The following is a 23,572-nucleotide window of genomic DNA, read 5'->3' as shown; positions in this document are numbered from 1 at the left end:
CGGAAGGGGAAAAGCCTAATTGTTGAGGCTGCGCCGGATCGCCGCGATCTCGGCGTCGAGTTCGCTGTCGGTGACGCGCAGCGCCTCGACCGTGCGCACCGCGTGGATCACCGTGGAGTGGTCGCGCCCGCCGAAGCGGCGCCCGATCTCGGGATAGGAGCGGGGCGTCAGTTCCTTCGCCAGATACATGGCGACCTGGCGCGGACGCGCGATCGCGCGCACGCGGCGCTTCGACGCCATCTCCGCCTTGTCGAGCCGGTAGTGCGCGCAGACCGCGCGCTGGATCTCGTCGATCGTGATTCGCGGGCGGGCGCTGCGCACATTCTCCGCCAGCCGGTCCTCGGCAAGCGCGAGGTCGACATCGACGCCGGTCAGCGCGGCATAGGCGAGCAGCTTGTTGAGCGCGCCCTCGAGCTCGCGGATGTTGCGCGTGAAATGGCGGACCAGATAGGCGACGACGTCGTCGGGCACCGCGACCATCGGCATCGCGGCGAGCCGCTGGCGGATGATCCGCTCGCGCAGGTCGTCCTCGGGCGCCTCGATGTCGGCGACCAGCCCGCCCGACAGGCGCGACAGCAGGCGCGCCTCGACCCCGTCGAGCATCGCCGGCGGGCGGTCGGCAGTGACGACGAGCCGCTTGCCCGAGCACATCAGGTCGTCGATCGTGTGCAACAGCTCTTCCTGCGTCGAATTCTTGCCGATCACGAACTGCAGATCGTCGAGCAGCAGCAGGTCGGCGGCGCGCAGCCGCGCCTTGAACGCCATCATGTCGCCGCCGCGCATCGCGCCGACGAATTCGAGCATGAATTTCTCCGCCGACATCAGAATGATGTTCGCGGTCGGCCGGATCGCCGCATAGGCTTGCGCGATCGCGTGCAGCAGATGCGTCTTGCCCTGCCCAGTGCCCGAGCAGAGATAGAGCGGGTTGAACTGCGGCGCCTCGGCCATCGCCATGCGCCGCGCGGCGTTGGCGGCGAGGATATTGCTGCGCGCCACCACGAAGCGGTCGAAGCACAGCCGCGCGTCGAACGGCGACGGCACGGTCTGCACGGCCGGGACCGGTGTCGCGTCGAAGGCGGGAAGCGGGGCGGTCGCCAGCGTCGCGGCGCGATCGCTCGCCGCCGCGCCGCCGCGCACGGTGACGCTGCGCACCGCCGGCAGATACTGGCGCCATGCCAGCAGCAGCCGCTCGCCGAAGCGGTCGTTGATCCAGTTGGCCGAAAAGCGGCTCGCGGTTTCGAGCGTGACGACCGCCGACAGGGTGCAGTAATCGGCGAAGCGCACGGGCTTCAGCCAATGATCGAAAGTGCGGGCGCCCAGATCGCGGCGCAGCCCTTCGGCAACGCGCGGCCAGAGCGCCGCGGCATCGCCGCTCATCGCTCCAAGGTCCGCATTGCCGTCATGCCGATCGCCACTCCCTGTCACGCCGTCCCGCCCCCTTTGAGTTCCGGTCGCCCCCGTCCGCCGCCGCGCCTGTCCGTCCCGACCCGGCGTTTCCAGCCGGGCGCATGCATCCGACCCCGGGCGCACGGCCCGAAGGGGAATCGAATCATGTCGAGTGACGGCCGTCGGCGATGGCCAGCGACGCCCTTGTCTAGTCAGGCTCTGGCGAGTCGATCAAGGGCGCGGCCTGTAAAAATACTGAAATAAAAACCTTGACTCACCGGACCCCTCGGAAAATCGTCAAATGCCCGTTTTTTTCTTATTTTTCAGTATTATAGATAGTCGCCAACGGGGCGCCGGCAACGAATCGCGGCAAATCCGCGACTTACCGCGATGCAACAGCATGGTCATCGATGCGTCATGATCGCGGGCACAAAAAAGAGCCCGCCGGAGGATATCCGGCGGGCCCTCTTGTCCCCTTTCGGGACGACGGATCAGGCGATCGCGTTCACGCTCTTGGTCAGGCGCGAATATTTGCGCGCGACCGTGTTCTTGTGCAGCACGCCCTTGGCGACGCCGCGCGCCATTTCGGGCTGCGCCACCTTGAGCGCAGCCTGCGCCGCGTCCTTGTCGCCCGCGGCGACGGCGGCTTCGACCTTCTTCACCAGCGTGCGGATGCGCGAAACGCGGTTCTTGTTGACGCTGGCGCGCGCCTGGTTCCGGCGGATGCGCTTCTTTGCCTGCGGCGTATTGGCCATAAATTCCTCAAACTTCCAATCGGTTCAACGGTCGGAGCACAGCCGAAAGCGGAGCAGCCGAATCGCGCGGGTGCGGCGAATCAATGTCCGGATGCGGCCGGTTCCGGAAGACCGGACCCTGCTCGAAGGGTGCGCCCATAGCCATGAAGGGCGTCCCGGTCAATGCTCTTCGCGGGAAAAGACCGCATCAGCGCTGGCATTTCGGGCAATGAAAGGTCGACCGGCCGCTCTGCACGATGCGCGCGATGGTGCCGCCGCATTCGCATCGCTCGCCCTCGCGCCCATAGACGCGCCAGTCCTTCGCGAAATAACCGAGATCGCCGTCGGGGCTCAGGAAATCGCGCAGCGTGGAGCCGCCCGCCGCGATGGCGGCGAGGAGCACCGCCTTGATCGCGGGCACGAGCGCGGCGAGCTTCGCCTCGGGCACGTCGGCCGCGGCGCGCGTCGGCGCGATCCGCGCCATGTTGAGCGCCTCGCAGACATAGATGTTGCCGAGGCCGGCAACGACCGTCTGGTCGAGCAGCATCGCCTTGATCGGCGCCCGGCGTCCCGCGAGCGCCTTGGCGAGACAGGCGGCGTCGAACGCGTCGGACAGCGGTTCCGGGCCCAGCGTGACGAAGGCCGGAAAGCGCGTCAGCGGGTCGCCCGCCACCAGGTCGACCGAACCGAACCGGCGCGGATCGTGAAGGAACAACCGCTGCCCCGCACCGGTTTCGAGGAGCAGATGGTCGTGCTTGCCCGCCTCGCCGCCCTCGGTGCGCCAGCGTCCGGACATGCCGAGATGGAAGATCATGTGGTCGTCGCGATCGGTCGACACGATGCCGTATTTGGCGCGCCGCGACAGGCCCGTCACCGTCGCGCCGGTCAGCCGCTGCGCGAGGTCGGCCGGGAAGGGACGGCGCAGGTCGGGGCGAAAGGTCGTCACCGTCGCCAGCCGCTGCCCTTCGAGGAAGGGCGCCAGACCGCGGACGGTGGTTTCGACTTCGGGAAGTTCGGGCATTTCCTCCGCGCGGTAACTGGCATTTGCGCGGGCGGCAAGGCCCGGCTAAAGGCCGGTCAGACTTCTCTCCCCCATCCCGCAAAGGCGCGACTCCATGGCTACGCCCGACACCGTCAGCTTCGGTTACGAACAGGTTCCAGCGGGTCGGAAGACCGCAATGGTCGGCGAGGTGTTCAGCCGCGTCGCGCGCAAATACGACATCATGAACGACGCGATGTCGGGCGGTCTCCACCGGTTGTGGAAGGACCGCTTCGTGCGCCGCGTCAAGCCGCGCGCCGGCGAGGCGATCCTCGACATGGCGGGGGGGACCGGCGACATCGCCTTTCGCATGGAGCCGTCGGGCGCCAGCATCACCGTCGCCGACATCAATCCCGATATGCTGGCCGTCGGCATGGAGCGCGCCGCGGCGCGCGGCATCGACAGCCTCGTATGGAGCGAGCAGAACGCCGAAAGCCTGTCCTTTCCCGACCGCTTCTTCGACGCCTATACGATCGCCTTCGGCATCCGCAACGTCACCGACATTCCGGCCGCGCTCGCCGAGGCGCACCGCGTGCTGCGCTATGGCGGGCGCTTCTTCTGCCTCGAATTCTCGACCAACGAATGGCCGGGCTTCGCGCAGGCCTATGACGCCTATTCGCACCATCTGGTGCCGCGGCTCGGCAAGCTGATCGCAGACGACGAAGACAGCTATCGCTATCTGATCGAATCGATTCGCCGCTTTCCGCCGATGCCCGCCTTCGCGCAGATGATTCGCGATGCGGGCTTTACCGCGGTGAAGGTGGAGCCGATCATGGGCGGACTGGTCGCGATCCACAGCGGGTGGAAGGCGTGAGGGTCGCACATCTATTTTGCCCCTCCGCTTGCGGGAGGGGCAGCGAGACTTGCGAACCTGTTCGCTAGTCGCAGCGGGGTGGCGGCCACACCGTCGCTGGCCCACCCCCAACCCCTCCCGCTTGCGGGAGGGGAGTCACGATGACCCGCCCCGTCACCCACATCCTCCGCCTGCTCAAATGGGGCCGCATCCTCGCGCGCCACGGGGCGTTGCGCGGGATCGAGAGCGCGCCGCAGACGCCGCCCGGCGTCAAGCGGCTGTGCCGCATCGCGCGGCTCGGCACGATCCAACCCAAAATCCCCGATTATGCCGCCGCCTTCCAGGCGATCGGTCCTGCGGCGGTCAAGCTGGGGCAGACGCTCGCGACACGCCCCGACCTCGTCGGCGACGAGGCGGCGCGCAACCTGCTGACGCTTCAGGACGCGCTGGCGCCGGTCGGCTTCGACGCGATCCGCCGCGAAATCGAGACGGCGTTCGAGACGCCGCTGGACAGCCTTTATTCCGAATTCGATCCCGATCCGGTCGGATCGGCCTCGATCGCGCAGGTGCACCGGGCGGTGACCACCGACGGACGCCAGGTCGCGGTCAAGGTCCGCCGCCCCGGCATCGACAAGCAGTTCGCGCGCGATATCGAGACCTATGAATGGGCGGCCGCACATCTCGAGGCATTCGGGGGCGAGGCGGCGCGGCTGCGCCCGCGGCAGGTGATCGCCAATTTCCGCCGCTGGACGCTGCGCGAACTCGACCTGCGGCGCGAGGCGGCGTCGGCGTCCGAACTCGCCGACGCGATGGCGGCGGTGCCGACCTATCAGGTGCCGGCGATCGACTGGGACCGCACGGCGACGCGCGTGATGACGCTCGACTGGATCGACGGCATCAAGATTTCGCACCGCGACGCCCTGATCGCCGCCGGGCACGATATGGAGGCGCTGGCTGCGAATCTCGTCCACGCCTTCCTGCGCCAGGCGATCGCCGAGGGTTTCTTCCACGCCGACATGCACCAGGGCAATTTGTTCGTGAAGGCGGACGGGACGATCGCCGCGGTCGATTTCGGCATCATGGGGCGGATCAACCGCCAGGCGCGCTACTGGCTCGCCGAAATCCTCTATGGGCTGACCACGGGCAATTACCGCCGCGTCGCCGAAATCCATTTCGAGGCGCAATATGTGCCCGCCTATCACAGCGTCGAGGAGTTCGCGACAGCCCTGCGCGCGGTGGGCGAGCCGATGCGCGGCAAGCCGGTGAGCGAGCTGTCGGTCGGGCAGATGCTCGACGGGCTGTTCGCGATCACGCGCGATTTCGACATGCAGACGCAGCCGCACCTGCTGTTGTTGCAAAAGACGATGGTGATGGTCGAGGGCGTCGCGACGATGCTCGATCCCAAAATCAACATGTGGGACGTCTCCGGCCCCTTCGTGAAGGAATGGATTCGCGACGAGCTGGGGCCGGAGGCGGCGCTGGCCGACGGCATCCGCGAACAGGGCCGGACGCTGGCGCTGATCCCCGACATCATCCGCCGTCTCGACGACCAGCTTCCGCGCAAGGGCGCCGCCCCGCCCGCCCCGCCGCTGCCCGACATTCCGCTGATGTGGGAGCGGAACGGCACGCGCACCGGCTGGCGCTACGCGCTGACCGCGCTCGCGGGGGCGGCGGTGGGCGCTGGCGCGCTGCACTGGCTGGGTTGAAGCAGGTCATATATGCGCATATCTTATGCGCAAAGGAGATGGCGATGAATCGGCCCGCGCGCTTCGAAGGTCCCAAGAAAGCCACCAACGTGTCGCTGAGCGCCGAGCTGGTCGAAGAGGCCAGGCGGCTGGGAATCAATGTCAGCGAAGCATGCCAGACCGGACTCGCCGCCGAGGTGAAGAAGGCACGCGAAGCCGCGTGGAAGGAAGAGAATCGCGCCGCAATCGAAAGCTGGAACGATTATATCCGCAAAAATGGCATGCCGTATGATCAATATCGGCAGTTTTGATGGCACGCTACGATATCTATCCGGGGTCGCGGGGATTGGGTTTCCTGCTCGATTGCCAAAGCGATCTGCTCGATGATCTGGTCACGCGTGTCGTCGTTCCGCTTATGCCTGTCACTGGATTCGACCCGGTGCCGCGTCTCAACCCCGTCTTTGCCATAAACGGCGCACGACTGGTCATGGCGACCCAGTTGATCTTCGCCATACCGCGCGAGCGGCTTCAGCGGCCGGTGGCCAATCTGGAGAGCGAGCATTTTACCATCGTCGGCGCACTCAACGTACTTCTGACAGGATATTGAACGATGGCCGCGAAGCGCATCCTGCTGATCGTCGGCGGCGGCATCGCCGCTTACAAGAGCATTGAGCTCGTGCGCCTGCTGCGGAAGGCGGGGCATGGCGTGCGCTGCGTCCTCACCCGCGCCGGCGAGCAGTTCGTGACCCCGCTGACGCTCGCCGCGCTCAGCGAGGACAAGGTCTATACCAGCCTCTTCGACCTGAAGGACGAGGTCGAGATGGGGCATATCCAGCTCAGTCGGCAGGCCGACCTGGTTGTCGTCGCCCCGGCGACCGCCGACCTGCTCGCCAGGATGGCGGCGGGCCTCGCCGACGATCTGGCGACGACGCTGCTGCTCGCCACCGACAAGCCGGTGCTCGCCGCGCCCGCGATGAACGTGCGCATGTGGCTGCACCCCGCGACGCAGCGCAACGTCGCGACGCTGCGCCGCGACGGCGTGACGATCCTCGATCCCGACGAGGGCGAGATGGCGTGCGGCGAATATGGACCGGGCCGGCTTCCCGAGCCGGCCGCGATCATGGAAGCCATCGACGCGGCGCTTCTTTCCTCGCCCGCCAGCGGGACGGGAGGCATCGACGGCCAGCCCGACTTCGCCCCCGCGAACCACCGTCCATTGTTCGGCCGCCGTATCCTGATCACCGCGGGACCGACGCACGAGCCGATCGACCCGGTGCGCTACATCGCCAACCGGTCGAGCGGCAAGCAGGGGTTCGCGATCGCCGCCGCCGCCGCCGAGGCGGGGGCCGAGGTGCTGCTGATCGCGGGGCCGGTGCCGCTGCCCACCCCGCCGGGGGTGATTCGCGTCGATGTCGAGACCGCGCGCGAGATGGCGGCCGAGGTCGAGGCGGGCCTGCCCACCGACGCCGCGATCATGGTCGCGGCGGTCGCCGACTGGCGCGCCGCCGACACCTCGGCGCAAAAGATCAAGAAGGACGGCAGCGGCCGGGTTCCGCCGCTCGCGCTGGCCGAGAATCCCGACATCCTCGCCAGCCTCGCGAAGAGCCCGCGGCGCCCCCCGCTGCTGGTCGGCTTCGCGGCGGAGACCAACGACGTGATCGCCCACGCCGAGGCCAAGCTCGCCCGCAAGGGCTGCGACTGGATCGTCGCCAACGACGTCGCCGCCGACCCGATGGGCGGCGAGACGAACCGCGTTCACATCGTCGGCAAGAACGGCGTGGACAGTTGGGAGAGATTGCCCAAGGAGGCCGTCGCCCGCAAATTGATGGAAAAGATCGCCGATGAGCTCGACACCCGCATTCCCCTTCCCCACGATTGAGATCGCCATCCAGCGCCTGCCCAATGGCGGCGGCCTGCCGCTGCCCGCCTATGCCAGCGCGGGCGCGGCGGGGATGGACGTCGTCGCCGCCGAGACGCTGACGCTGCGTCCCGGCACCCGCCACGCCGTCGCGACCGGCTTCGCGATGGCGATTCCCGCCGGATACGAGGTGCAGGTGCGTCCGCGTTCGGGGCTCGCGCTCAAGCATGGCATCACCTGCCTCAACACGCCCGGAACGATCGACAGCGACTATCGCGGCGAGGTGAAGGTGATCCTCGCCAACTTGTCCGACGAGCCGTTCGAGGTGAAGCGCGGCGACCGCATCGCCCAGCTCGTCCCCGCCCCCGTCCAGCGCGCGGCCTTTGCCGAGGTCGAGACGCTCGACGAGACCGCGCGCGGCGCGGGTGGCTTCGGGTCGACCGGCATCGCGGGCGGCGCGGGCGACGAGCAGAAGCCGCGCGACGTCGGGTCACTGTCCGCGATGAAGATGCGGCGCCCGGGCGACTGATCGCTTGCTGTCCGACGCCGAACTCGACCGCTACGCGCGCCAGATCATCGTGCCGCAGTTCGGCGGCGCGGGCCAGGCGAAGCTGAAGGATGCGCACGTCGCGCTGATCGGCGCGGGCGGGATCGGCTGTCCCGCCGCCGCCTATCTGGCTGCGGCGGGCGTGGGCCGATTGACCATCATCGACCATGACCGTGTCGAACTGTCGAACCTCCACCGCCAGCCGCTGTTCACCAACGCCGACATCGGCGCCCCCAAGGCCGAGTGCGCCGCCCGGGCCGCGCGGCGGATCAACCCGCATGTCGAGGCGGTGCCGATGGTCGAGCGGCTCGGCGCGGACAATGCGGACGCGCTGCTGGCGGGCGCGAGCCTGATCCTCGACGGCTGCGACAATTTCGCCACCCGGCTCGCGGTCAACCGCACCGCGGTCGCGCGGCACATCCCCTTGCTCAGCGCCGCGATCGGAGCGTTCGACGGGCAGGTCGCGCTCTATGAAGGATGGCGCGCCGACAGCCCCTGCTACGCCTGCCTAGTCGGCGACGACCCCGACCGCCCCGGCATCAACTGCGCCGAGCAGGGCGTGATGGGCGCGCTGCCGGGCATGATCGGGACGATGGCGGCGCTCGAGGCGGTGCGCGCGCTGACCGGCTGGGGACGGCCGCTGACCGGCCGGCTGGCGATCGTTGACATGCTCGATCGGCGCTGGCGCGAGGTCGCAGTCGCCAAGGACCCGGATTGCCCGACATGCCGGGGCTGAGCATCATCGTGGCGGCCGACGACGCGCGGCGCCTCTACGCCGCGCTCGAAACGGCGATGGCTTCGGCGGCGCTCGGGCGGCCTGCACGCCTGTTCCTGCAGGGCGATGCGGCGGCCCTGCTGCGCGCGCCCGTGCGCTTTGCCGGCGACGCGCCGCGCCGTGCCGCAGGCCAGCCGACGCTCGCGCAGATGGTCGAGGAAGCGGCCGCGATGGACGTCGCGCTGATCGTCTGCCAGTCGGGGCTGGCGCTGACCGGCACCGCCGCGGGCGAACTGGTGCCGCAAGCGCAGGCGGGCGGACTCGTCAGCTTCCTCGCCGGGCTGGGGCCGGGGGATTCGCTGATCGTTTACTGACGCACTTCGTCATTACCACCCCGGACCCGATCGGCACATATGTCTTCAGGCAAGTAAGGCGCTGCTCCCCGGCGAAAGCCGGGGTCCACGTGGGGCATTGCTGTGCCATCTGGACCCCGGCTTTCGCCGGGGAACGGTTATTTGTCGAAAAGGGATAATTGGCGACCCGATCCGCGAGAAGCGATGACGAGGCCATTCGATGTCATCACGCTCTAGGGATCGCGAATCCGAACCCTATGGATTCTTGCACACCCTGATCGCGTCGGGGCGCGGACGCTGGCCGCTGGGGACGAAGCGCGCGAGATAGCCGCCGGCGTGCTGTTTGTCGTTGTAGGAGAGCAGCTTGTAGCCGACCGCCTGGAATTCGCAGACGAGCAGGCGGAACGGGGTGCCGTGCTGCGCGATCGGCCGGTCGCCGTCGACGACGATCACCTGCCCGTTCCGGCGCAGCGCCGGGCGCAGCCGCCAGAGGAAGGCATAGGGTTCGCCGATCTCGTGATACATGTGCACCATGAAGACACGGTCGAAGCTGGCGGCGGGAAGCCGTGGGTCGTCGACCGCGCCGAGCTTCAGCGAGACATTGTCGAGCCGTTCGCGCGCGACGCGATCGGCGAGCCGCTCGATCACCTCGGGCTGGATGTCCTGCGCGAGGACGCGGCCGCCGGGGCCGACCCGCTGGGCGAGGCGGACGGTGTAATAGCCGTCGCCCGCGCCGATGTCGGCGACCGTCATGCCGGGACGGACATCGGCCGAATCCATGACGTCCTCTGCCTCGTTGACGCGGTCGCGCGCCTCCTCGGTCGACCATTTGGTCGAGGTGATCGGCGCGACGGGGCGGTCGGCGGGCGGAAATTCGCGCGCGGTCTCGACGCGGTCGCTATCGTCGCTCCACGGCGCGTCGCAGCCGGCGAGCGCCAGCGGCGCGGCGAGCAGCGCCAGCGCGGCGGCCGCCGGGCGGACGCCCGCGAAGGCCATCAGTCGATGTCCTCCACCTCGACCGTCTCGCCCGTCACCTTCTGCGACAGCGCCGCCGCCATGAACGGATCGAGCGCCCCGTCGAGCACGTCCTGCGGCGCGGTCGAGGTGACGCCGGTGCGCAGGTCCTTCACCAGCTGATAGGGCTGAAGGACATAGGAACGGATCTGGTGCCCCCAGCCGATCTCGGTCTTCGCCTGATATTCGCCCGATGCCTCGGCCTCGCGCTTCTGTAACTCGGCTTCGTAGAGGCGCGCCTTCAGCATGTTCATCGCGGTCGCGCGGTTCTTGTGCTGCGACCGGTCGATCTGCGAGGCGACGATGATGCCGGTCGGCACGTGGGTGATGCGCACCGCCGAATCGGTCGTGTTGACGTGCTGGCCGCCCGCTCCGCTCGCGCGGTAGGTATCGATCTTGAGGTCGCTTTCCTTGATCTCGATCTCGATATTGTCGTCGATCACCGGATAGACCCAGACGCTGGAGAAGCTGGTGTGGCGCCGCGCCGAGCTGTCGTAGGGCGAGATGCGGACGAGCCGGTGGACGCCGCTTTCGGTCTTGGCATAGCCATAGGCGTTCTCGCCCTTGACCAGCATCGTCGCCGACTTGATGCCCGCCTGCTCGCCGGCCTGATATTCGATCAGTTCGACCTTCATGCCGCGCTTCTCGGCCCAGCGCATGTACATGCGCTGCAGCATCTCGGCCCAGTCCTGGCTCTCGGTGCCGCCGGCGCCCGCATGCACCTCGATATAGCAGTCATAGCCGTCGGCTTCGCCCGCCAGCAGCGCCCGGACCTTGTCCTCCTCGGCGCGCACGGCCAGCGCGGCGAGGCTGGCGACCGCATCGTCGACCAGCGCGTCGTCGCCCTCCGCCTCGGCCAGTTCGATCAGCTCGGCGGTGTCGGCCATCTCGGTCTCGATCGCGCGCGTCGCGCCGATCGCTTCGTCGAGGCGGCGACGCTCGCGCATCACCTCCTGTGCCGCCTTGGGATTGTCCCACAGCGTCGGGTCCTCGACCTTCGCATTGAGTTCGTCGAGACGGCGCAGCGCGCGGTCCCAGTCGAGAAAGCGGCGCACCAGCGCGAGCGCGGCGTTGATTGTGTCGATATGGTCCTGCGCTTCGGCGCGCATGGTCTTGCTCCTGAATCAAGTCGGGCCGGCCATAGAGGCTCGCGCGCCGGAGGAAAAGCCGCCGCGCGTCAGATAATCCCGCCGCGATCGTCGAGGAAATCGCTGTCGCTGCGGCGGTTCGGCCCCTGCTGGACCGGGGCGTCGGGGCGCGCCGCGGGCTTCGACGGCTTGATCTCTTCCTCGCGGATCGTCCGCCGCGGCTCGCTTTCGGGCTTGAAGGCTTCCCAGATCACCGACGCCTTGGGATCGCTGCCCGGCCAGCTGCCATAGACGCGGCGGCCCGACTGGCGGTCGATGCGGACCATGCGGACCCCCTTCGGCGCCGTGAAGGGCACCGGCGGCGCGTCGGTCAGCGCGGCGAGGAAGAAATCCTTGAAGATCGGCGCCGCGAGGCTGCCGCCCTGCGCATAGCCGCCCATGTTCCGCGGCTGGTCGAAGCCGATATAGACACCCGCGATCACATCGGGGGTGCCGCCCACGAACCACACGTCCTTCGGCCCGGAGGTTGTCCCCGTCTTGCCGAACAGCGGCACGCCCAGGTCGCGCAGCCGCACCGCGGTGCCGCGCTGGACGACGCCTTCGAGCATGTGGACGGTCTGATAGGCGGTCATCGGGTCCATCAGCTGCTTGCCCGACGGCGCGAAGCGCGGCATCGGCCGGCCGTTCCAGTCGGACGCGTTGCAGCCCTCGCATGGCTTCCAGTTCTTCGGCAGGATCACCTTGCCGCGGCGGTCCTGCACATAGTCGATGACGCGCGGCTTGAGTTCGCGACCGTGGTTGGCGAGCATCGCATAGGCGTTGACCAGCTTCTCGACCGTCGTCGTCCCGGCGCCGAGCGCGGTCGACAGATAGGGTTCGTGCTGGCCGATGCCCATCGTCTTGATCGTTTCGACGATCGGCTCCATGCCGATCTGGCTCGCGGTGCGCACCGTCATCAGGTTGCGCGACTGTTCAAGGCCCCAGCGCATCGTGTGCTCGCCCGACCCGCCGCCGCCGCCGAAGTTGCGGAAGCATTTGTTGCCGAGATTCGCCCCCTGATAGACGCAGAAGGGTCCGTCGACGATCATCGTCGCCGGGGTCATGCCGTTGTCGAGCGCGGTCGCATAGACGAAGGGCTTGATCGTCGATCCCGGCTGCCGTTCGGCCTGCGTTGCGCGGTTGAACGGCGACAGGCGGACGTCGAAACCGCCCTGCATCGCATAGATGCGGCCCGAATGCGGGCTTTCGACCACCATGCCCCCCGACACCTCGGGAATGTTCTTCAGCGCGTAGACGCCGGGCGCGGTCGCCTTGACCGCGATCAGATAGCCGGGGCGCAGCGCCGAAAAGGCGCTGCCGCCGGTCTTGCGATAGCCGATGCCCGCGGCGCCCGCCGGCAACCGCCCGGTCGACCCGTCGGCGAAACCGATCCGCGCCTCGCCCGCCGATTTCGACAGCACCGCGGCGACGCGCCAGCCGTCGTAATCGATGCCGATAAAGCTCGATGCGAGCCGGCTCGCCCATTGGTCGTCGGCCTCGATCGTCGCGATCGGCCCCGACCAGCCCTTGCCCGCGTCGTAGCGGATCAGGCCGCGGCGCAGCGCGGCGGTCGTCGCCGTCTGCATCGCGCCATCATAGCCGGTGCGCACCCACAGGCCGCCGGCATAGACGCTGTGCGGTCCGTCCTCGGCGGTTTCGCCGAACGCGTCGATCAGCTGGCGCCGCACCTCTTCCATATAATAGCCGCCGACCTGCGCGACCGCCCGGTTGCCGGCGTCGGTCAGGCCGAGCGGCATCGCCTGCGCCGCGTCGCGCTGCGCCGCGGTGATCCAGCCGTTGCGCTGCATCTGGCCGAGCACGAAGTTGCGCCGCGCCAGCGCCTTGTCGGCGTTGCGCGCGCGGCCATAGGTTTCGGGCGCCTTGGGCAGGATGGCGAGGAACGCCATCTCGTGCAGCGCGAGCTGGTCGACGTCCTTGTCGAAATAGGCGCGCGCCGCCGCCTGCACGCCGAAGGCGCGACGGCCGAGCGGGATTTCGTTGAGGTAGAGTTCGAGGATCTGCTCCTTGCTCAGCGCCGCCTCGATGCGCTTGGCGAGGATCGCCTCGCGAATCTTGCGTGTGTAGCTGACCTCGTTGGAGAGGAGCAGGTTCTTCGCGACCTGCTGCGTGATCGTCGAGGCGCCGACCGGGCGGCCGTCGCTCTTCAGATTGGTGAGGATCGCGGAGACGACGCCCGGATAGTCGATGCCGCCATGTTCGAAGAAGGTGCGGTCCTCCGCCGCCAGATAGGCGCGGACCAGCAGCTGCGGATATTCGCTGTATTCGAGCTGGACGCGCCGTTCGCGGGCATAGGCGTGCACCGGTTTGCCCTCGCCGTCGCGGACCAGGGTGGGCAGCGGCGGCTCGTAATCGCGCAACTGGTCGACCGACGGCAGGTCGCGCGCGAAGATCGCCCAGGCCAGCAGGAACGCCACCAGCCCGGCCACCGCGAGCGAGCCGAGCCAGCGGAACCAGCGGCGTGCCCACATCTCGCGCAGCCAGGCGATGACGGCATTGCTGTCGCGGCGCAGGCGCAGGCGAAAATGGGACGCGGTGTCGGAAGCCATATGCGCACAGCCTCTAAAGCCTGCATCGTCGAAAGGGAAGCGGGCTTGCGGCGGACCGCACGGCCCGCCCGGGCCCGCGAAGGCGCGCTATCGCGCCCGGCCGCGCGCGCTGACCGGCCAGATGGCGACGAGCGTGTCGCCCGACACGACATGATAATGGTCGTAGAGATTCACCGTCGGGTCGCAATGCGGCACGGTCAGCGTCACCGGATCGCCGGGCGCGAGCATCGCCCCGATGCCCGGCGCGACGAGCGCGGCATGCTCGTCGCCCATGAAGGCGAACTGCGCGCTTTCGGGCGCGCCGCGCCGCACGACCGCCACCCCGCCGTCGGTCGACAGCGCCTTGAAGCCCGCATCGATCGTCACCAGCCGCTCGTGGTTGGCGCTGACCACGCGCGCATCGACGCCGAGCGCGACCTCGAAGGGGCAGGCGCCGTCGCCGGTCAGGTCGCAATCGAGATACTGCTTGTCCATGAAGACATAGCTGCCCGCCTGATATTCGGTGAAGACGCCTAGGTCCATGTCGATGCGGTGGGTGCCCGTCCCCGATCCGCTGACGATGCCGGACGCGAAGCCCGCGCCGGCCAGCGCCGCGATCACGCTTTCCAGATAGCGGGTGCGCTCCGCGATCGCGGCGGCACGCTCGGCATGGTCGGCGATATGCTGCTGCGACCCGCAATAAAATTGCACGCCGCGCAGGGCGAGGCGCGGCAGCGCGGCGATCGTCCGCGCCAGCGCGACCGCCGCCTCGGGCGACGCGACGCCGGTGCGCGCGATGCCGGGGTCGATGTCGATCAGCACGTCGAGCCGCGCGTCCTCCGCGGCGAGCGCGGCGTCGATCCGCGCCGCGACGTCGGGGTGGTCGACCACCGCGATCAGCCCGTCAGCGTGCGCCGCCAGCTTCGCCAGCCGCTCGATCGCGCGTGGCGCGGCGACGGGCGAGGTGATCAGAATGCCCGCGATGCCGCCCCCGGCCAGCGCCTCGGCCTCGCCGATCTTCGCGCAGCAGACGCCGACCGCCCCGGCGGCGATCTGGCGCCGCGCGATGTCGACGCTCTTGTGCGTCTTGGCATGCGGGCGCAGCGCGACGCCGTGCCGCGCGGCCGTTGCCGCCATCGCCGCGATGTTGCGGTCGAGCGCGTCCACATCGAGCACCAGCACCGGGGTGTTGAGGTCGGCGCGCGAGCCCTGACGGCCGATGAGATGCGCGTGGAGGGAGAGATCGTCGGCCATGCGTCGCCTTCTTGCCTCGAATGGAGAAGGGCCCGAGGCTGGCGCCGGGCGCCGCCGAAATCAAGGCGAAGCGTCAGCGCGCCGCGATCTGCCGCGCGAAATGCACCTGCACCGCGTCGCGAACCCCGCGCGCGACCTTCTTCTGCCCCGTCGCCGAGCTCAGGAAATCGGCGTCCTCCTTGTTCGAGATGAAGCCGGTTTCGAACAGGACCGACGGCGTGTCGGGCGCCTTGAGCACGACGAAGGAGGCGAAGCGATGCGCGGTGGTGCGGAAATGCACGGCGTCGGCGGCCTCGCGCTGGAGCAGCCGCGCGAAGTCGGAGGCGACGTTCATCGTCTCGCGCTGGGTCAGGTCGAGCAGGATCGACGACACCTCGCTGCTGTGCGCGCCGAGGTCGACGCCGTTGATGATGTTCGCCTTGTTCTCGCGCGCCGCGAGCTTCGCGGCCTCGCGGTCCGACGCGACCTCGGACAGCGTATAGACCGACGCGCCGTTCGCCTGTTCATTCTCGGCCGCGTCGGCGTGGATCGAGATGAACAGGTCGGCCTTCAGGCGCCGGGCGATGCCGTAGCGCTCCTCGAGCACCAGATAGCGGTCGTCGGCGCGGGTCAGCGCGACGCGCACCCGGCCCGACGCGAGCAGCTCGTCGCGCGTCGCGCGGGCGATCGCCAGCGTGATGTCCTTCTCGCGCTTGCCGCTGTGCGGAGAGATGGCGCCGGGATCGTGCCCGCCATGCCCGGCGTCGATGACGACGAGCGGCAGGCGCGGATTGTCAGGCCCCTCGATCCGCGGCAGCGGCAGCGCGGGCTTCGGCTTGCCGATCGGCACCGAGACGCTGTAGCGCTTCTGCGGCGGCTTGGCGCGGAATTGCGCGGGCGGCTGCAATTCGAGGCGCGGTCCGCGCGCGGCGCGTTCGAACGCGTCGGCCGAGACCGGCCGCAGGCGCAGGCTGAGGCTGCGGCCGTCGGCGGCGAAGCGCGCGTCGGAGACCAGCGCCGGCTGCGCGAGGTCGAGCACCACGCGCGCGGTCGCGGGGTCGCGCTGCCCCTGGCGCACCGCGCGGACAATCCCCGCCCCGCCGGGCGACCGCCCCGCCTGCGCCCCCGCGATGTCGAGCGCGATGCGGTCCGGCCCCGCGAGCAGCAGCGTCGAGGCGCCCGCGACGAGATCGTCGAAGCGCAGGGTGATTTCGGAATCGCCGATCTCGATCGCACCGATCTGCCCCGCGAGCGCCGCCGGCGGATTCCACAGCAGCGTCAGGAGGACGAACAGCAGGCCCATCGGGCGATTATGCCGTCCCTGACAGGCAGTGGTCCAGCGCTTATTCCAGAACATCGAGGCCCCCGGCGGCGGAAAGTCGTGAACCGTCCATTAGCCATCGCACCTCAAACGGGCGTCAACCGGCAGGGTTAACCGGCGATTCAGCACGATTCGCCGGTGCGCGCCGGTGCGGCAATCTTGCAACGCACGGGCGCCTTCCCATCTTTATCGGGCGGTGGAGGTTGCCGTCCGGCGATGCCGATGCTAGCACCCCCCGCACTGGCGGTGTCGTTCCCGGCGCCGTCCGGCCTTTCGAGGGGAAGGGCCCGACCCGCGCGAATCGCGGATCGCGGCCGCCCCGGCGCCGGACACGCGGGGAAGGACGACCCGCCGCCAGTCCACCCGGATGACCGGGCGGCCGACGCGATCCTTCAGGTGTCGCCCAGCCGATCCGGTCGCCCCGATAACCAGGTTGATGCCGCATGAGGCTTGCCATGCCCTCTTCTTCCCGCGACGCAGGCGTCTTCGCGCCCGCGGTCGTCGCGGCGGAAGACCGCATGCGCGTCCACGATCGGACGCGGGGCCCGCGCGGCAATAACGTCTTTTTCCGTTTCACCCTTATCCGCCGCGGCCGCCGATCGGGCGCGTCCGCGGGATTTTCTGTTGGCGCGCCGCGGCGCGCTTGGAGTGTTTACAATGACCACGCGCATGTTGATCGACGCGCGGCACCGGGAAGAAACCCGGGTCGCCGTCACCAAGGGAAACCGCATCGAGGAGTTTGATTTCGAGTCCGCCGAGCACAAGCAGCTCAAGGGCAATATCTATCTGGCCAAGGTCACCCGCGTCGAACCGTCGCTGCAGGCGGCGTTCGTCGAATATGGCGGCAACCGTCACGGCTTTCTGGCCTTCAGCGAAATCCACCCCGATTATTACCAGATTCCGAAGGAAGACCGCGAAGCGCTGCTCCGCGAAGAGGCCGAGCATGCCGCCGAGGCGGCGATGCGCGCCGAAGAGGATCTCGACGAGCTGGAAGGCGACGTCGCCGAGGTCGAGGGACATGACGACGACGAGAATGGCGACGCCCCGGCGCCGGTGACGGTCGGCGAGGACAGCGACGACGACATGGACGCCGAGGCCGGCGATGGCGACGGCGAATCCGATGCGGACAATGGCGACGCCGAGGAATTGAAGGACGACCGCGGCGGGCGCCGCGGGCGCGGACGGGCGCGCGGTGGCCGCAAGGGTCGCGGGCGCGGCCGGAACGGCGACGACGACGGCGAAAGCCGCATGTCGCTGCGCCGCCGCTACAAGATCCAGGACGTCATCCGCCGCCGCCAGGTGATGCTGGTTCAGGTCGTCAAGGAGGAGCGCGGCAACAAGGGCGCCGCGCTGACCACCTATCTGTCGCTCGCCGGCCGCTATTGCGTGCTGATGCCGAACACGATGCACGGCGGCGGCATCAGCCGCAAGATCTCGAACGGCGCCGACCGTCGCAAGCTCAAGGCGATGATCGACGATCTCAATCTGCCGCCGACGATGGGCTGCATCGTCCGGACCGCGGGGATGAGCCGCACCAAGACCGAGATCAAGCGCGACTTCGACTATCTGGCCCGCCTGTGGGACGAGATTCGCGAAAAGACGCTGGCGTCGAGCGCCCCGGCACTGGTCCATTCGGACAGCGACCTGGTCAAGCGCGCGATCCGCGACATCTATCACAAGGATATCGAGGAAGTGCTCGTCGAGGGCGACGAGGGCTACAAGGCCGCGAAGCAGTTCATGAAGCTGCTGATGCCCAGCCACGCGCGGCGCGTGAAGCAATATGCCGACCCGGTGTCGCTCTATCAGCGCTACGGCGTCGAGGATCAGCTCGCCGGGATGCTCAATCCCGTCGTCCAGCTCAAGTCGGGCGGCTATCTGGTCATCAACCCAACCGAGGCGCTGGTGTCGATCGACATCAACTCGGGCCGTTCGACGCGCGAGCATAATATCGAGCAGACCGCGCTCAACACCAATCTGGAGGCCGCGCACGAGATCGCGCGCCAGCTGCGCCTGCGCGACATGGCGGGGCTGATCGTCATCGACTTCATCGACATGGATCACGGCTCGAACGTCCGCAAGGTCGAGCGTGCGATGAAGGACGCGCTGAAGAACGACCGCGCCCGCATCCAGATCGGCCGCATCTCGGGCTTCGGGCTGATGGAGATGAGCCGCCAGCGCCTGCGCACCGGCGTGCTCGAAGCCTCGACGCGCCCTTGCCCGCATTGTGAGGGCACCGGGCTCGTCCGCACCGCCAGCTCGGCCGGCCTATCGGCGCTGCGCCTGATCGAGGAGGAAGCAGCGCGCGGCAAGGGCAGCCGGATCACGCTGCGCGCGAGCCAGGAAGCGACCTTCTACCTGCTCAACGAAAAGCGCCGCGAACTGCGCGAGATCGAGGAACTCTACGGCGTCTCGGTCGAAATCCTGCCCGACGGCGAGACCGAGGGCGCGCGGATGGTGGTCGAGGTCGGCGGTCCGCCGCCCACGCAGCAGCGCAGCTTCGCCCCGATCGTCGAGATCGAGGAAGAGGAAGACGAGAGCTTCGACGATGAGACCGCCGAGGAGGACGAGGAGGAACGCGCCGATCGTCCGCACGACGAAGGCGATGGCGACGGCCGCAAGCGCCGCCGCCGCCGCCGCCGCGGGCGCCGCGGACGTCGCGACGACGAAAATGGCGAAAGCGGCGAGAATGGCGACGCCGGCGATGCCGATACCGACGCGGAAGCGGACATCGGAACGGCGGCCGAATCGGCTGACGTCGAGCCGGCGGAAGCCGAAGCGCCTGCCGAGGCTCCGGCCGACGAAGCGGAAGCCAAGCCGCGCCGTCGCCGCGGCGGACGCGGCCGCAAGAAGGCCGAGGCCGCCGACGAGGGCGTGACCGAAGCCGCGCCGGTCGAAGCGGAAGCTCCCGAAGCCGAAGCGCCCGAGCCCGTCGCCGTCGAAGCCGAGGTCGAGGCCGAAGCGCCGGCCGCCGAAGAGAAGCCGAAGCGCAAGCGCGCGCCGCGCAAGCCCAAGGCTGCTCCGGTCGAAGCCCCCGCCGAAACCGAAGCCGCCGAAGCCCCCGCCGCCGCGCCCGAAGCGACGCTGCCGGTGGAAGCCGAAGCCAAGCCCGCGCCGAAAAAGCGCGCGAGCCGCAGCAAGAAGGCTGTCGCCGCCGCCGAAGCCACCCCTGCGGAAACCGCCGAGGCTCCTGTCGCGGCGCCCGAACGCGAGGCCGAGCCGGCGACCGTCGCCGACGAGGGCGCTCTCGACGAAGGCGCGCTCGACGAAGCCACGGGCGAGCCGCGTCGCGGCTGGTGGCAGCGTACCTTCGGCAACTGATCCACGCCGGACCGCGCGGCGCCGCGCGGTCCCCGGCGAAAGTCGGGGGCCGTTCCAAAAGCGTGATGACATCGGCTGGACTCGTCCTTGCGACCCCGGACCTGATCCGGGGGAAGCAATCCGGAGTGGCATAAACCGCCCTGGATTGCTTCGCTCCGTTCGCAATTGCGAGTCCATTCAATGCACGATGCTCTATGTCTGTGGGGATTTGGATTTCGGCACCGTTTCTCCCATTCGTCACCCTGAACTTTTTTCAGAGCCTGCCCCGGACCCGATCCGGGGGTCCATGGTCTGCCCTCGCCTGACAGGCGGCACAAAAGGGAAGGCCCGGCCATGGATGCTGAAACGAGTTCAGCATGACGAACGGATGAGGCAGCGCGCCGAACGCCGAATCCTCACAGACCATAGAGCGCGATGACGTCGAATGGACTCGTCATTGCGAGCGGCGAAGCCGCGCGGCAATCCAGAGCAGTGCAAACCGCCCTGGATGGCTTCCCCCGGATCACGCCGGCAATTACCCCTTTTCGACAGGCAACCGTTCCCCGGCGAAAGCCGGGGTCCAGCTACGTGCGCCTGCCTCGCATGGACCCCGGCTTTCGCCGGGGATCACCAGCGTCCCTGTCTCCAAGGTATAAACGCCGATCAGGTCCGGGGTCGCAATGACGAAGCGGGTCGAACCAAAGTCATCATGCTCTGGCGCGTCCTCGTCCGGCACCCAGCTTTCGTCGGGGGTATCGGCGCCGCCTTCCTCGCAACGCAGATTCCGCCCCGGCCGCAGAATCGGCGCGGCGCATCTTGCGCCGCCGCACGCCGCGCCCCAATAAGTCCTGCATGGCTTCAGTCGATGTTCAGGCGCGAGGCGCCACGAAGGCAGCGATGACCCCGCCGCACGCCACGCACCGGGCCACCGGCCCGCGCTCCTTGCTGCGCGCCCTGCTGGTGCTGCTGGCGATGCTCGCGGTCGCGGTGCGGCCGGCGATGGCGCAATCGATCCTGCGCGATGCCGAGACCGAGGCGTTGCTGAAGGACATGATGGACCCGCTGCTCGTCGCGGCAGGATTGCGCCCGGGCCAGGTGCGCGTCCACATGCTCGGCGATCTCAGCATCAACGCCTTCGTCGCGGGCAGCCAGGACATCTATGTCTTCAGCGGGCTGATCGAGGCGGCCGGCAGCGCCAACGAGGTGCAGGGCGTGCTCGCGCACGAACTGGGCCACGTCATGGGCGGCCACGCGATCCGCACCAACGACGGCATCAAGGCCGCGACCGGCATTTCGTTGGTCAGCTTGCTGCTCGGCGCCGCGGCGATCGCGGCGGGCGGCGGCGAGGCGGGCATGGGAATATTGATGGCGGGCCAGCAGGCGGCGCTCGGCAAATTCCTCGCCTTCAGCCGCGTGCAGGAGGCGACCGCCGACGCCGCGGGCGCGCAGTATCTGTCGAAGGCGGGGATCAGCGGCAAGGGCAGCCTCGCCTTCTTCAAGCGGCTGCAGAACATCGAATTCCGCTATGCGATCAAGCAGGACGACGACCAGGCCTATGGCCGCACCCACCCGCTGTCGGGCGACCGCATCCAGGCGCTGCGCGAGGTCTATGTCGTCGATCCGGCGTGGGACAAGCCGTCGGACCCGCAGATCGAACGGCGTTTCGAGCGGGTGAAGGCGAAACTGGTGGGATTCGTCGCGGAACCGGCGAAGACGCTGCGCCTCTATCCCGAAAGCAACACCAGCGTCCCCGCGCGCTATGCCCGCGCCTATGCCTGGCACAAGAGCGCCTATCCGCAAAAGGCGCTCGCCGAGGTCGAGGGACTGATCGCCGCCGATCCCGAGGATCCCTATTTCCTCGAACTCGAAGGCCAGATCCTGCTCGAATCGGGGCGCCCGCGCGACGCGATCCCGGCGCTGCGCAAGGCGGTCGCCAATTCGCGGTCGCAGCCGCTGATCGCCGCGCTGCTCGGCCATGCGCTGATCGCGACCGAGGATTCGGCCAATTACCCCGAGGCCGAAAAGGTGCTGAAGACCGCGGTCGCGCTCGACAATGAAAATCCCTTCGCCTGGTACCAGCTCGGCATCGTCTATGCGAGCAAGGGCGATCAGGCGCGCGCCGCGCTCGCCTCGGCGGAGCGATACAGTCTCGAGGGTGGACAGGCATCGCTTGCGCTGCGTAATGCCGAAACTGCGATGCAGGGCCTGCCGCAAGGGTCGCCCGACTGGATACGGGCGCAGGATATTTCGCTGGTCGCCCGCGCCGAGGTGGAACGAACGCGCAAACGGCGCTAGATTCGCGCAAACGACGGGACGGCATCGCGATCCTGTGATGCACAAGGGCAGCAAGTGACGGACAACAAGGAAGATTATTACCAGCCCTGGCTTCGTGATCCGGGGCCGGTGCCGGGTCCGCAAGGCGCACCGCGCGCCGGCGGGGGACTCGACGACGGCGGGCTCGCCAAGCCGAAGGAGTCGCCGCCGGTCGGTATCGACCTGTCGCGCTATCCCGCGGCGGAGGAGCGGCCGCGTGCGCCGCTGGTGAAGCCCGACCGGATACGCGCGGGCGCGCAGGGCGCGTGGCAACGGCTGCGTACGGGCGCCGAGGCCTTTGCCGACTGGACGATCGCGGTCGGCGAGCGCGCCGACATTCCCGCGAAGGTCGAGGCGATGGAGATTCCGCGCCGCAGCCGCACGCTCGCGCGGCAGGGCGGCGCCCTCTCGGCCCGCGCGGCGCGCGCCGTGGGCCGCGGAGCCGCGGGCGCCGGACGCGCTGCCACGAAGGCGGGCGGCGCGGCCTGGGCCGGCCTCGCGCTCGGCGACAGGGTCGCGAAGCTGTCGAGCAAGGCCGGACACGGGCTCGGCGAGGTCGCGGACCGGACGCGCGCCGGACTCGAATCGGTCGCAAAGGCAGGCAAGGAGGGGATCGGCGAGGCGGCGACCAAATTGCGCCCCGCCCCGCCCGAGGAGCCTGCTCCGCCGCCTTCGGGGCTCGAACAGCTCCTCGCACGCGAGGCCGCCGAGGCGAAACCGGCGGCACCCGACCTGCCGCTGTTCGCCGGCGAGCCTGCGGTCGCGCCGGCGCCGAAGAAGACGAAATCCGGCGCGGTCGCCGAGGTGGACGACCGTTCGCCGCCGCCCCCGCGCGCGCCAGCGGCCGGGCCGATGCCGCATATCGGGGGAGCGGGAATGAACGGCGGATCGACACGGGCATGGCTGGCGGGCGGCATCGCCGCGATCGTGCTGCTTGCCGCGGCTTTCTGGCTCGGCGGGCGCTTCGGCGGCGGCGTCAGCAAGGGCGAGGTTGAGACGATCGTCGCCGATTATATCCACGCCAATCCCCAGATCATCCCGCAGGCGCTGGAGGCGCAGCGTGACAAGGAGATCGCCAAAGCGATCGACGCGATCCGCCCCGCGCTCGAAAAGCCCTATGCCGGCGCCTGGGCGGGGCACGCCGACGGCGACGTCACGCTGGTCGTCTTCACCGACTATGCCTGCGGCTTCTGCCGCGCGAGCGTGCCAGACGTCGACCGGCTGATCCGCGAGGACAAGAGGCTGAAGGTCGTGTTCCGCGAACTGCCGATCATCGCGCCGCAGAGCCGCGACGCCGCGCTGATGGCGCTCGCCGCGGCGCGGCAGGGGCGCTACGACGCCTTCCACCACGCGATGTTCGCCGCCTCCTCGCTATCCCCTGCGGCGATCGCCGAGGCGGCGTCCAGGGCGGGGGTGGTCACCGACGGCAGCGCCGACGCGACCGCGAACGAGGCATTGTTCCAGCGCGAACTCGACAGCAACCTCGCCATCGCCAGCCAACTCCAGCTCAACGCCACCCCGACCTGGGTCGTCGGCGATCAGTTGTTCCAGGGGCAGGTCGGCTTCGCCGCGCTCAAGCAGGCGATCGCCAAGGCGCGGGCGAAGGGCTGA

The 23,572-nt window shown here is 69.0% G+C and carries 18 protein-coding genes and 1 pseudogene; 11 read left to right on the top strand and 8 right to left on the bottom strand.

The window, feature by feature from the left end:
• Positions 1-15: 15 nt before the first annotated feature.
• From dnaA to mutM, 3 genes are all read right to left on the bottom strand, one after another.
• A complete protein-coding gene (dnaA, locus tag SGRAN_RS03665; protein ID WP_082737059.1) occupies positions 16-1,377 on the bottom strand; it encodes a chromosomal replication initiator protein DnaA in 1,362 nt (453 codons plus the stop codon).
• Between the two features lie 500 nt (positions 1,378-1,877).
• Entirely contained in the window at positions 1,878-2,141 is a 264-nt protein-coding gene (rpsT, locus tag SGRAN_RS03660; RefSeq protein ID WP_067112560.1) for a 30S ribosomal protein S20, read from the bottom strand.
• Positions 2,142-2,328: 187 nt separating this feature from the next.
• Positions 2,329-3,141, bottom strand: a complete 813-nt coding sequence (gene mutM / locus SGRAN_RS03655; protein WP_067180633.1) for a bifunctional DNA-formamidopyrimidine glycosylase/DNA-(apurinic or apyrimidinic site) lyase — start codon at positions 3,139-3,141, stop codon at positions 2,329-2,331.
• A 94-nt stretch (positions 3,142-3,235) separates the two neighbouring features.
• Here mutM and SGRAN_RS03650 point away from each other — a divergent pair, with 94 nt between their 5' ends.
• The 8 genes and pseudogenes from SGRAN_RS03650 (at position 3,236) to SGRAN_RS03615 (ending at position 9,131) form a co-directional block, all read left to right on the top strand.
• Positions 3,236-3,973 (top strand): class I SAM-dependent methyltransferase, encoded by a 738-nt coding sequence (locus tag SGRAN_RS03650; protein ID WP_067180620.1) that lies wholly within the window; start codon positions 3,236-3,238, stop codon positions 3,971-3,973.
• 140 nt (positions 3,974-4,113) lie between these two features.
• Positions 4,114-5,658, top strand: coding sequence for a 2-polyprenylphenol 6-hydroxylase (ubiB, locus tag SGRAN_RS03645; RefSeq protein WP_067180617.1), 1,545 nt, complete (start codon positions 4,114-4,116; stop codon positions 5,656-5,658).
• Between the two features lie 44 nt (positions 5,659-5,702).
• A complete protein-coding gene (locus SGRAN_RS03640) occupies positions 5,703-5,948 on the top strand; it encodes a type II toxin-antitoxin system CcdA family antitoxin (protein WP_067112084.1) in 246 nt (81 codons plus the stop codon).
• Complete coding sequence (locus tag SGRAN_RS03635) at positions 5,948-6,244, top strand: CcdB family protein (protein WP_067180615.1); 297 nt, start codon at positions 5,948-5,950, stop codon at positions 6,242-6,244. The genes SGRAN_RS03640 and SGRAN_RS03635 overlap by 1 nt, the downstream gene beginning before the upstream one ends.
• Positions 6,245-6,247: 3 nt before the next feature.
• On the top strand, positions 6,248-7,516 hold the full coding sequence (gene coaBC, locus SGRAN_RS03630) for a bifunctional phosphopantothenoylcysteine decarboxylase/phosphopantothenate--cysteine ligase CoaBC (protein ID WP_067180613.1): 1,269 nt from the start codon (positions 6,248-6,250) through the stop codon (positions 7,514-7,516).
• A pseudogene (gene dut, locus SGRAN_RS03625) lies at positions 7,479-7,940 on the top strand (dUTP diphosphatase); the annotation flags it as partial. The gene coaBC and the pseudogene dut, both read left to right, overlap by 38 nt.
• An 88-nt stretch (positions 7,941-8,028) precedes the next feature.
• Positions 8,029-8,778 (top strand): HesA/MoeB/ThiF family protein, encoded by a 750-nt coding sequence (locus tag SGRAN_RS03620; RefSeq protein WP_067180609.1) that lies wholly within the window; start codon positions 8,029-8,031, stop codon positions 8,776-8,778.
• Complete coding sequence (locus SGRAN_RS03615; RefSeq protein ID WP_067180607.1) at positions 8,766-9,131, top strand: DsrE family protein; 366 nt, start codon at positions 8,766-8,768, stop codon at positions 9,129-9,131. The genes SGRAN_RS03620 and SGRAN_RS03615 overlap by 13 nt, the downstream gene beginning before the upstream one ends.
• A gap of 234 nt (positions 9,132-9,365) precedes the next feature.
• Here SGRAN_RS03615 and SGRAN_RS03610 read toward each other — a convergent pair whose 3' ends face one another.
• From SGRAN_RS03610 to SGRAN_RS03590, 5 genes are all read right to left on the bottom strand, one after another.
• On the bottom strand, positions 9,366-10,106 hold the full coding sequence (locus SGRAN_RS03610; protein WP_067112064.1) for a class I SAM-dependent methyltransferase: 741 nt from the start codon (positions 10,104-10,106) through the stop codon (positions 9,366-9,368).
• The gene (gene prfB / locus SGRAN_RS03605) at positions 10,106-11,233 is read right to left on the bottom strand and encodes a peptide chain release factor 2 (RefSeq protein WP_067180605.1); all 1,128 of its coding nucleotides are present in this window, start codon (positions 11,231-11,233) and stop codon (positions 10,106-10,108) included. The genes SGRAN_RS03610 and prfB overlap by 1 nt, the downstream gene beginning before the upstream one ends.
• 68 nt (positions 11,234-11,301) lie before the next feature.
• The gene (locus tag SGRAN_RS03600; protein WP_067180598.1) at positions 11,302-13,818 is read right to left on the bottom strand and encodes a penicillin-binding protein 1A; all 2,517 of its coding nucleotides are present in this window, start codon (positions 13,816-13,818) and stop codon (positions 11,302-11,304) included.
• Between the two features lie 87 nt (positions 13,819-13,905).
• Positions 13,906-15,051, bottom strand: a complete 1,146-nt coding sequence (locus SGRAN_RS03595; protein ID WP_067180595.1) for a DSD1 family PLP-dependent enzyme — start codon at positions 15,049-15,051, stop codon at positions 13,906-13,908.
• 73 nt (positions 15,052-15,124) lie between these two features.
• Positions 15,125-16,387: an N-acetylmuramoyl-L-alanine amidase gene (locus SGRAN_RS03590; protein ID WP_082737058.1), complete on the bottom strand. Its 1,263-nt coding sequence runs from the start codon at positions 16,385-16,387 to the stop codon at positions 15,125-15,127.
• A 621-nt stretch (positions 16,388-17,008) separates the two neighbouring features.
• Here SGRAN_RS03590 and SGRAN_RS03585 point away from each other — a divergent pair.
• The 3 genes from SGRAN_RS03585 to SGRAN_RS03575 all read left to right on the top strand — a co-directional run bounded on the left by SGRAN_RS03585 (position 17,009) and on the right by SGRAN_RS03575 (position 23,572).
• Positions 17,009-19,669, top strand: a complete 2,661-nt coding sequence (locus SGRAN_RS03585; protein WP_067180581.1) for an Rne/Rng family ribonuclease — start codon at positions 17,009-17,011, stop codon at positions 19,667-19,669.
• An 876-nt stretch (positions 19,670-20,545) separates the two neighbouring features.
• Positions 20,546-21,943: a M48 family metalloprotease gene (locus SGRAN_RS03580; protein WP_082737057.1), complete on the top strand. Its 1,398-nt coding sequence runs from the start codon at positions 20,546-20,548 to the stop codon at positions 21,941-21,943.
• A gap of 54 nt (positions 21,944-21,997) precedes the next feature.
• Entirely contained in the window at positions 21,998-23,572 is a 1,575-nt protein-coding gene (locus SGRAN_RS03575; protein ID WP_067180578.1) for a DsbA family protein, read from the top strand.

Origin of the sequence: Sphingopyxis granuli (assembly GCF_001559015.1) — a bacterium.
In the GTDB taxonomy this organism is placed as follows: domain Bacteria; phylum Pseudomonadota; class Alphaproteobacteria; order Sphingomonadales; family Sphingomonadaceae; genus Sphingopyxis; species Sphingopyxis granuli.
Note: the sequence above shows the minus strand (reverse complement) of the source record. Positions and strands in the feature narration are given on the sequence as shown.

What these genes read in the sequence shown, in the direction of transcription:
- dnaA (WP_082737059.1), bottom strand. Translation starts at nt 1,377, where the DNA reads ATGAGCGGCGATGCCGCGGCGCTCTGGCCGCGCGTTGCCGAAGGGCTG.
- rpsT (WP_067112560.1), bottom strand. Translation starts at nt 2,141, where the DNA reads ATGGCCAATACGCCGCAGGCAAAGAAGCGCATCCGCCGGAACCAGGCG.
- mutM (WP_067180633.1), bottom strand. Translation starts at nt 3,141, where the DNA reads ATGCCCGAACTTCCCGAAGTCGAAACCACCGTCCGCGGTCTGGCGCCC.
- SGRAN_RS03650 (WP_067180620.1), top strand. Translation starts at nt 3,236, where the DNA reads ATGGCTACGCCCGACACCGTCAGCTTCGGTTACGAACAGGTTCCAGCG.
- ubiB (WP_067180617.1), top strand. Translation starts at nt 4,114, where the DNA reads ATGACCCGCCCCGTCACCCACATCCTCCGCCTGCTCAAATGGGGCCGC.
- SGRAN_RS03640 (WP_067112084.1), top strand. Translation starts at nt 5,703, where the DNA reads ATGAATCGGCCCGCGCGCTTCGAAGGTCCCAAGAAAGCCACCAACGTG.
- SGRAN_RS03635 (WP_067180615.1), top strand. Translation starts at nt 5,948, where the DNA reads ATGGCACGCTACGATATCTATCCGGGGTCGCGGGGATTGGGTTTCCTG.
- coaBC (WP_067180613.1), top strand. Translation starts at nt 6,248, where the DNA reads ATGGCCGCGAAGCGCATCCTGCTGATCGTCGGCGGCGGCATCGCCGCT.
- SGRAN_RS03615 (WP_067180607.1), top strand. Translation starts at nt 8,766, where the DNA reads ATGCCGGGGCTGAGCATCATCGTGGCGGCCGACGACGCGCGGCGCCTC.
- SGRAN_RS03610 (WP_067112064.1), bottom strand. Translation starts at nt 10,106, where the DNA reads ATGGCCTTCGCGGGCGTCCGCCCGGCGGCCGCCGCGCTGGCGCTGCTC.
- prfB (WP_067180605.1), bottom strand. Translation starts at nt 11,233, where the DNA reads ATGCGCGCCGAAGCGCAGGACCATATCGACACAATCAACGCCGCGCTC.
- SGRAN_RS03600 (WP_067180598.1), bottom strand. Translation starts at nt 13,818, where the DNA reads ATGGCTTCCGACACCGCGTCCCATTTTCGCCTGCGCCTGCGCCGCGAC.
- SGRAN_RS03595 (WP_067180595.1), bottom strand. Translation starts at nt 15,051, where the DNA reads ATGGCCGACGATCTCTCCCTCCACGCGCATCTCATCGGCCGTCAGGGC.
- SGRAN_RS03590 (WP_082737058.1), bottom strand. Translation starts at nt 16,387, where the DNA reads ATGTTCTGGAATAAGCGCTGGACCACTGCCTGTCAGGGACGGCATAAT.
- SGRAN_RS03585 (WP_067180581.1), top strand. Translation starts at nt 17,009, where the DNA reads ATGACCACGCGCATGTTGATCGACGCGCGGCACCGGGAAGAAACCCGG.
- SGRAN_RS03580 (WP_082737057.1), top strand. Translation starts at nt 20,546, where the DNA reads ATGACCCCGCCGCACGCCACGCACCGGGCCACCGGCCCGCGCTCCTTG.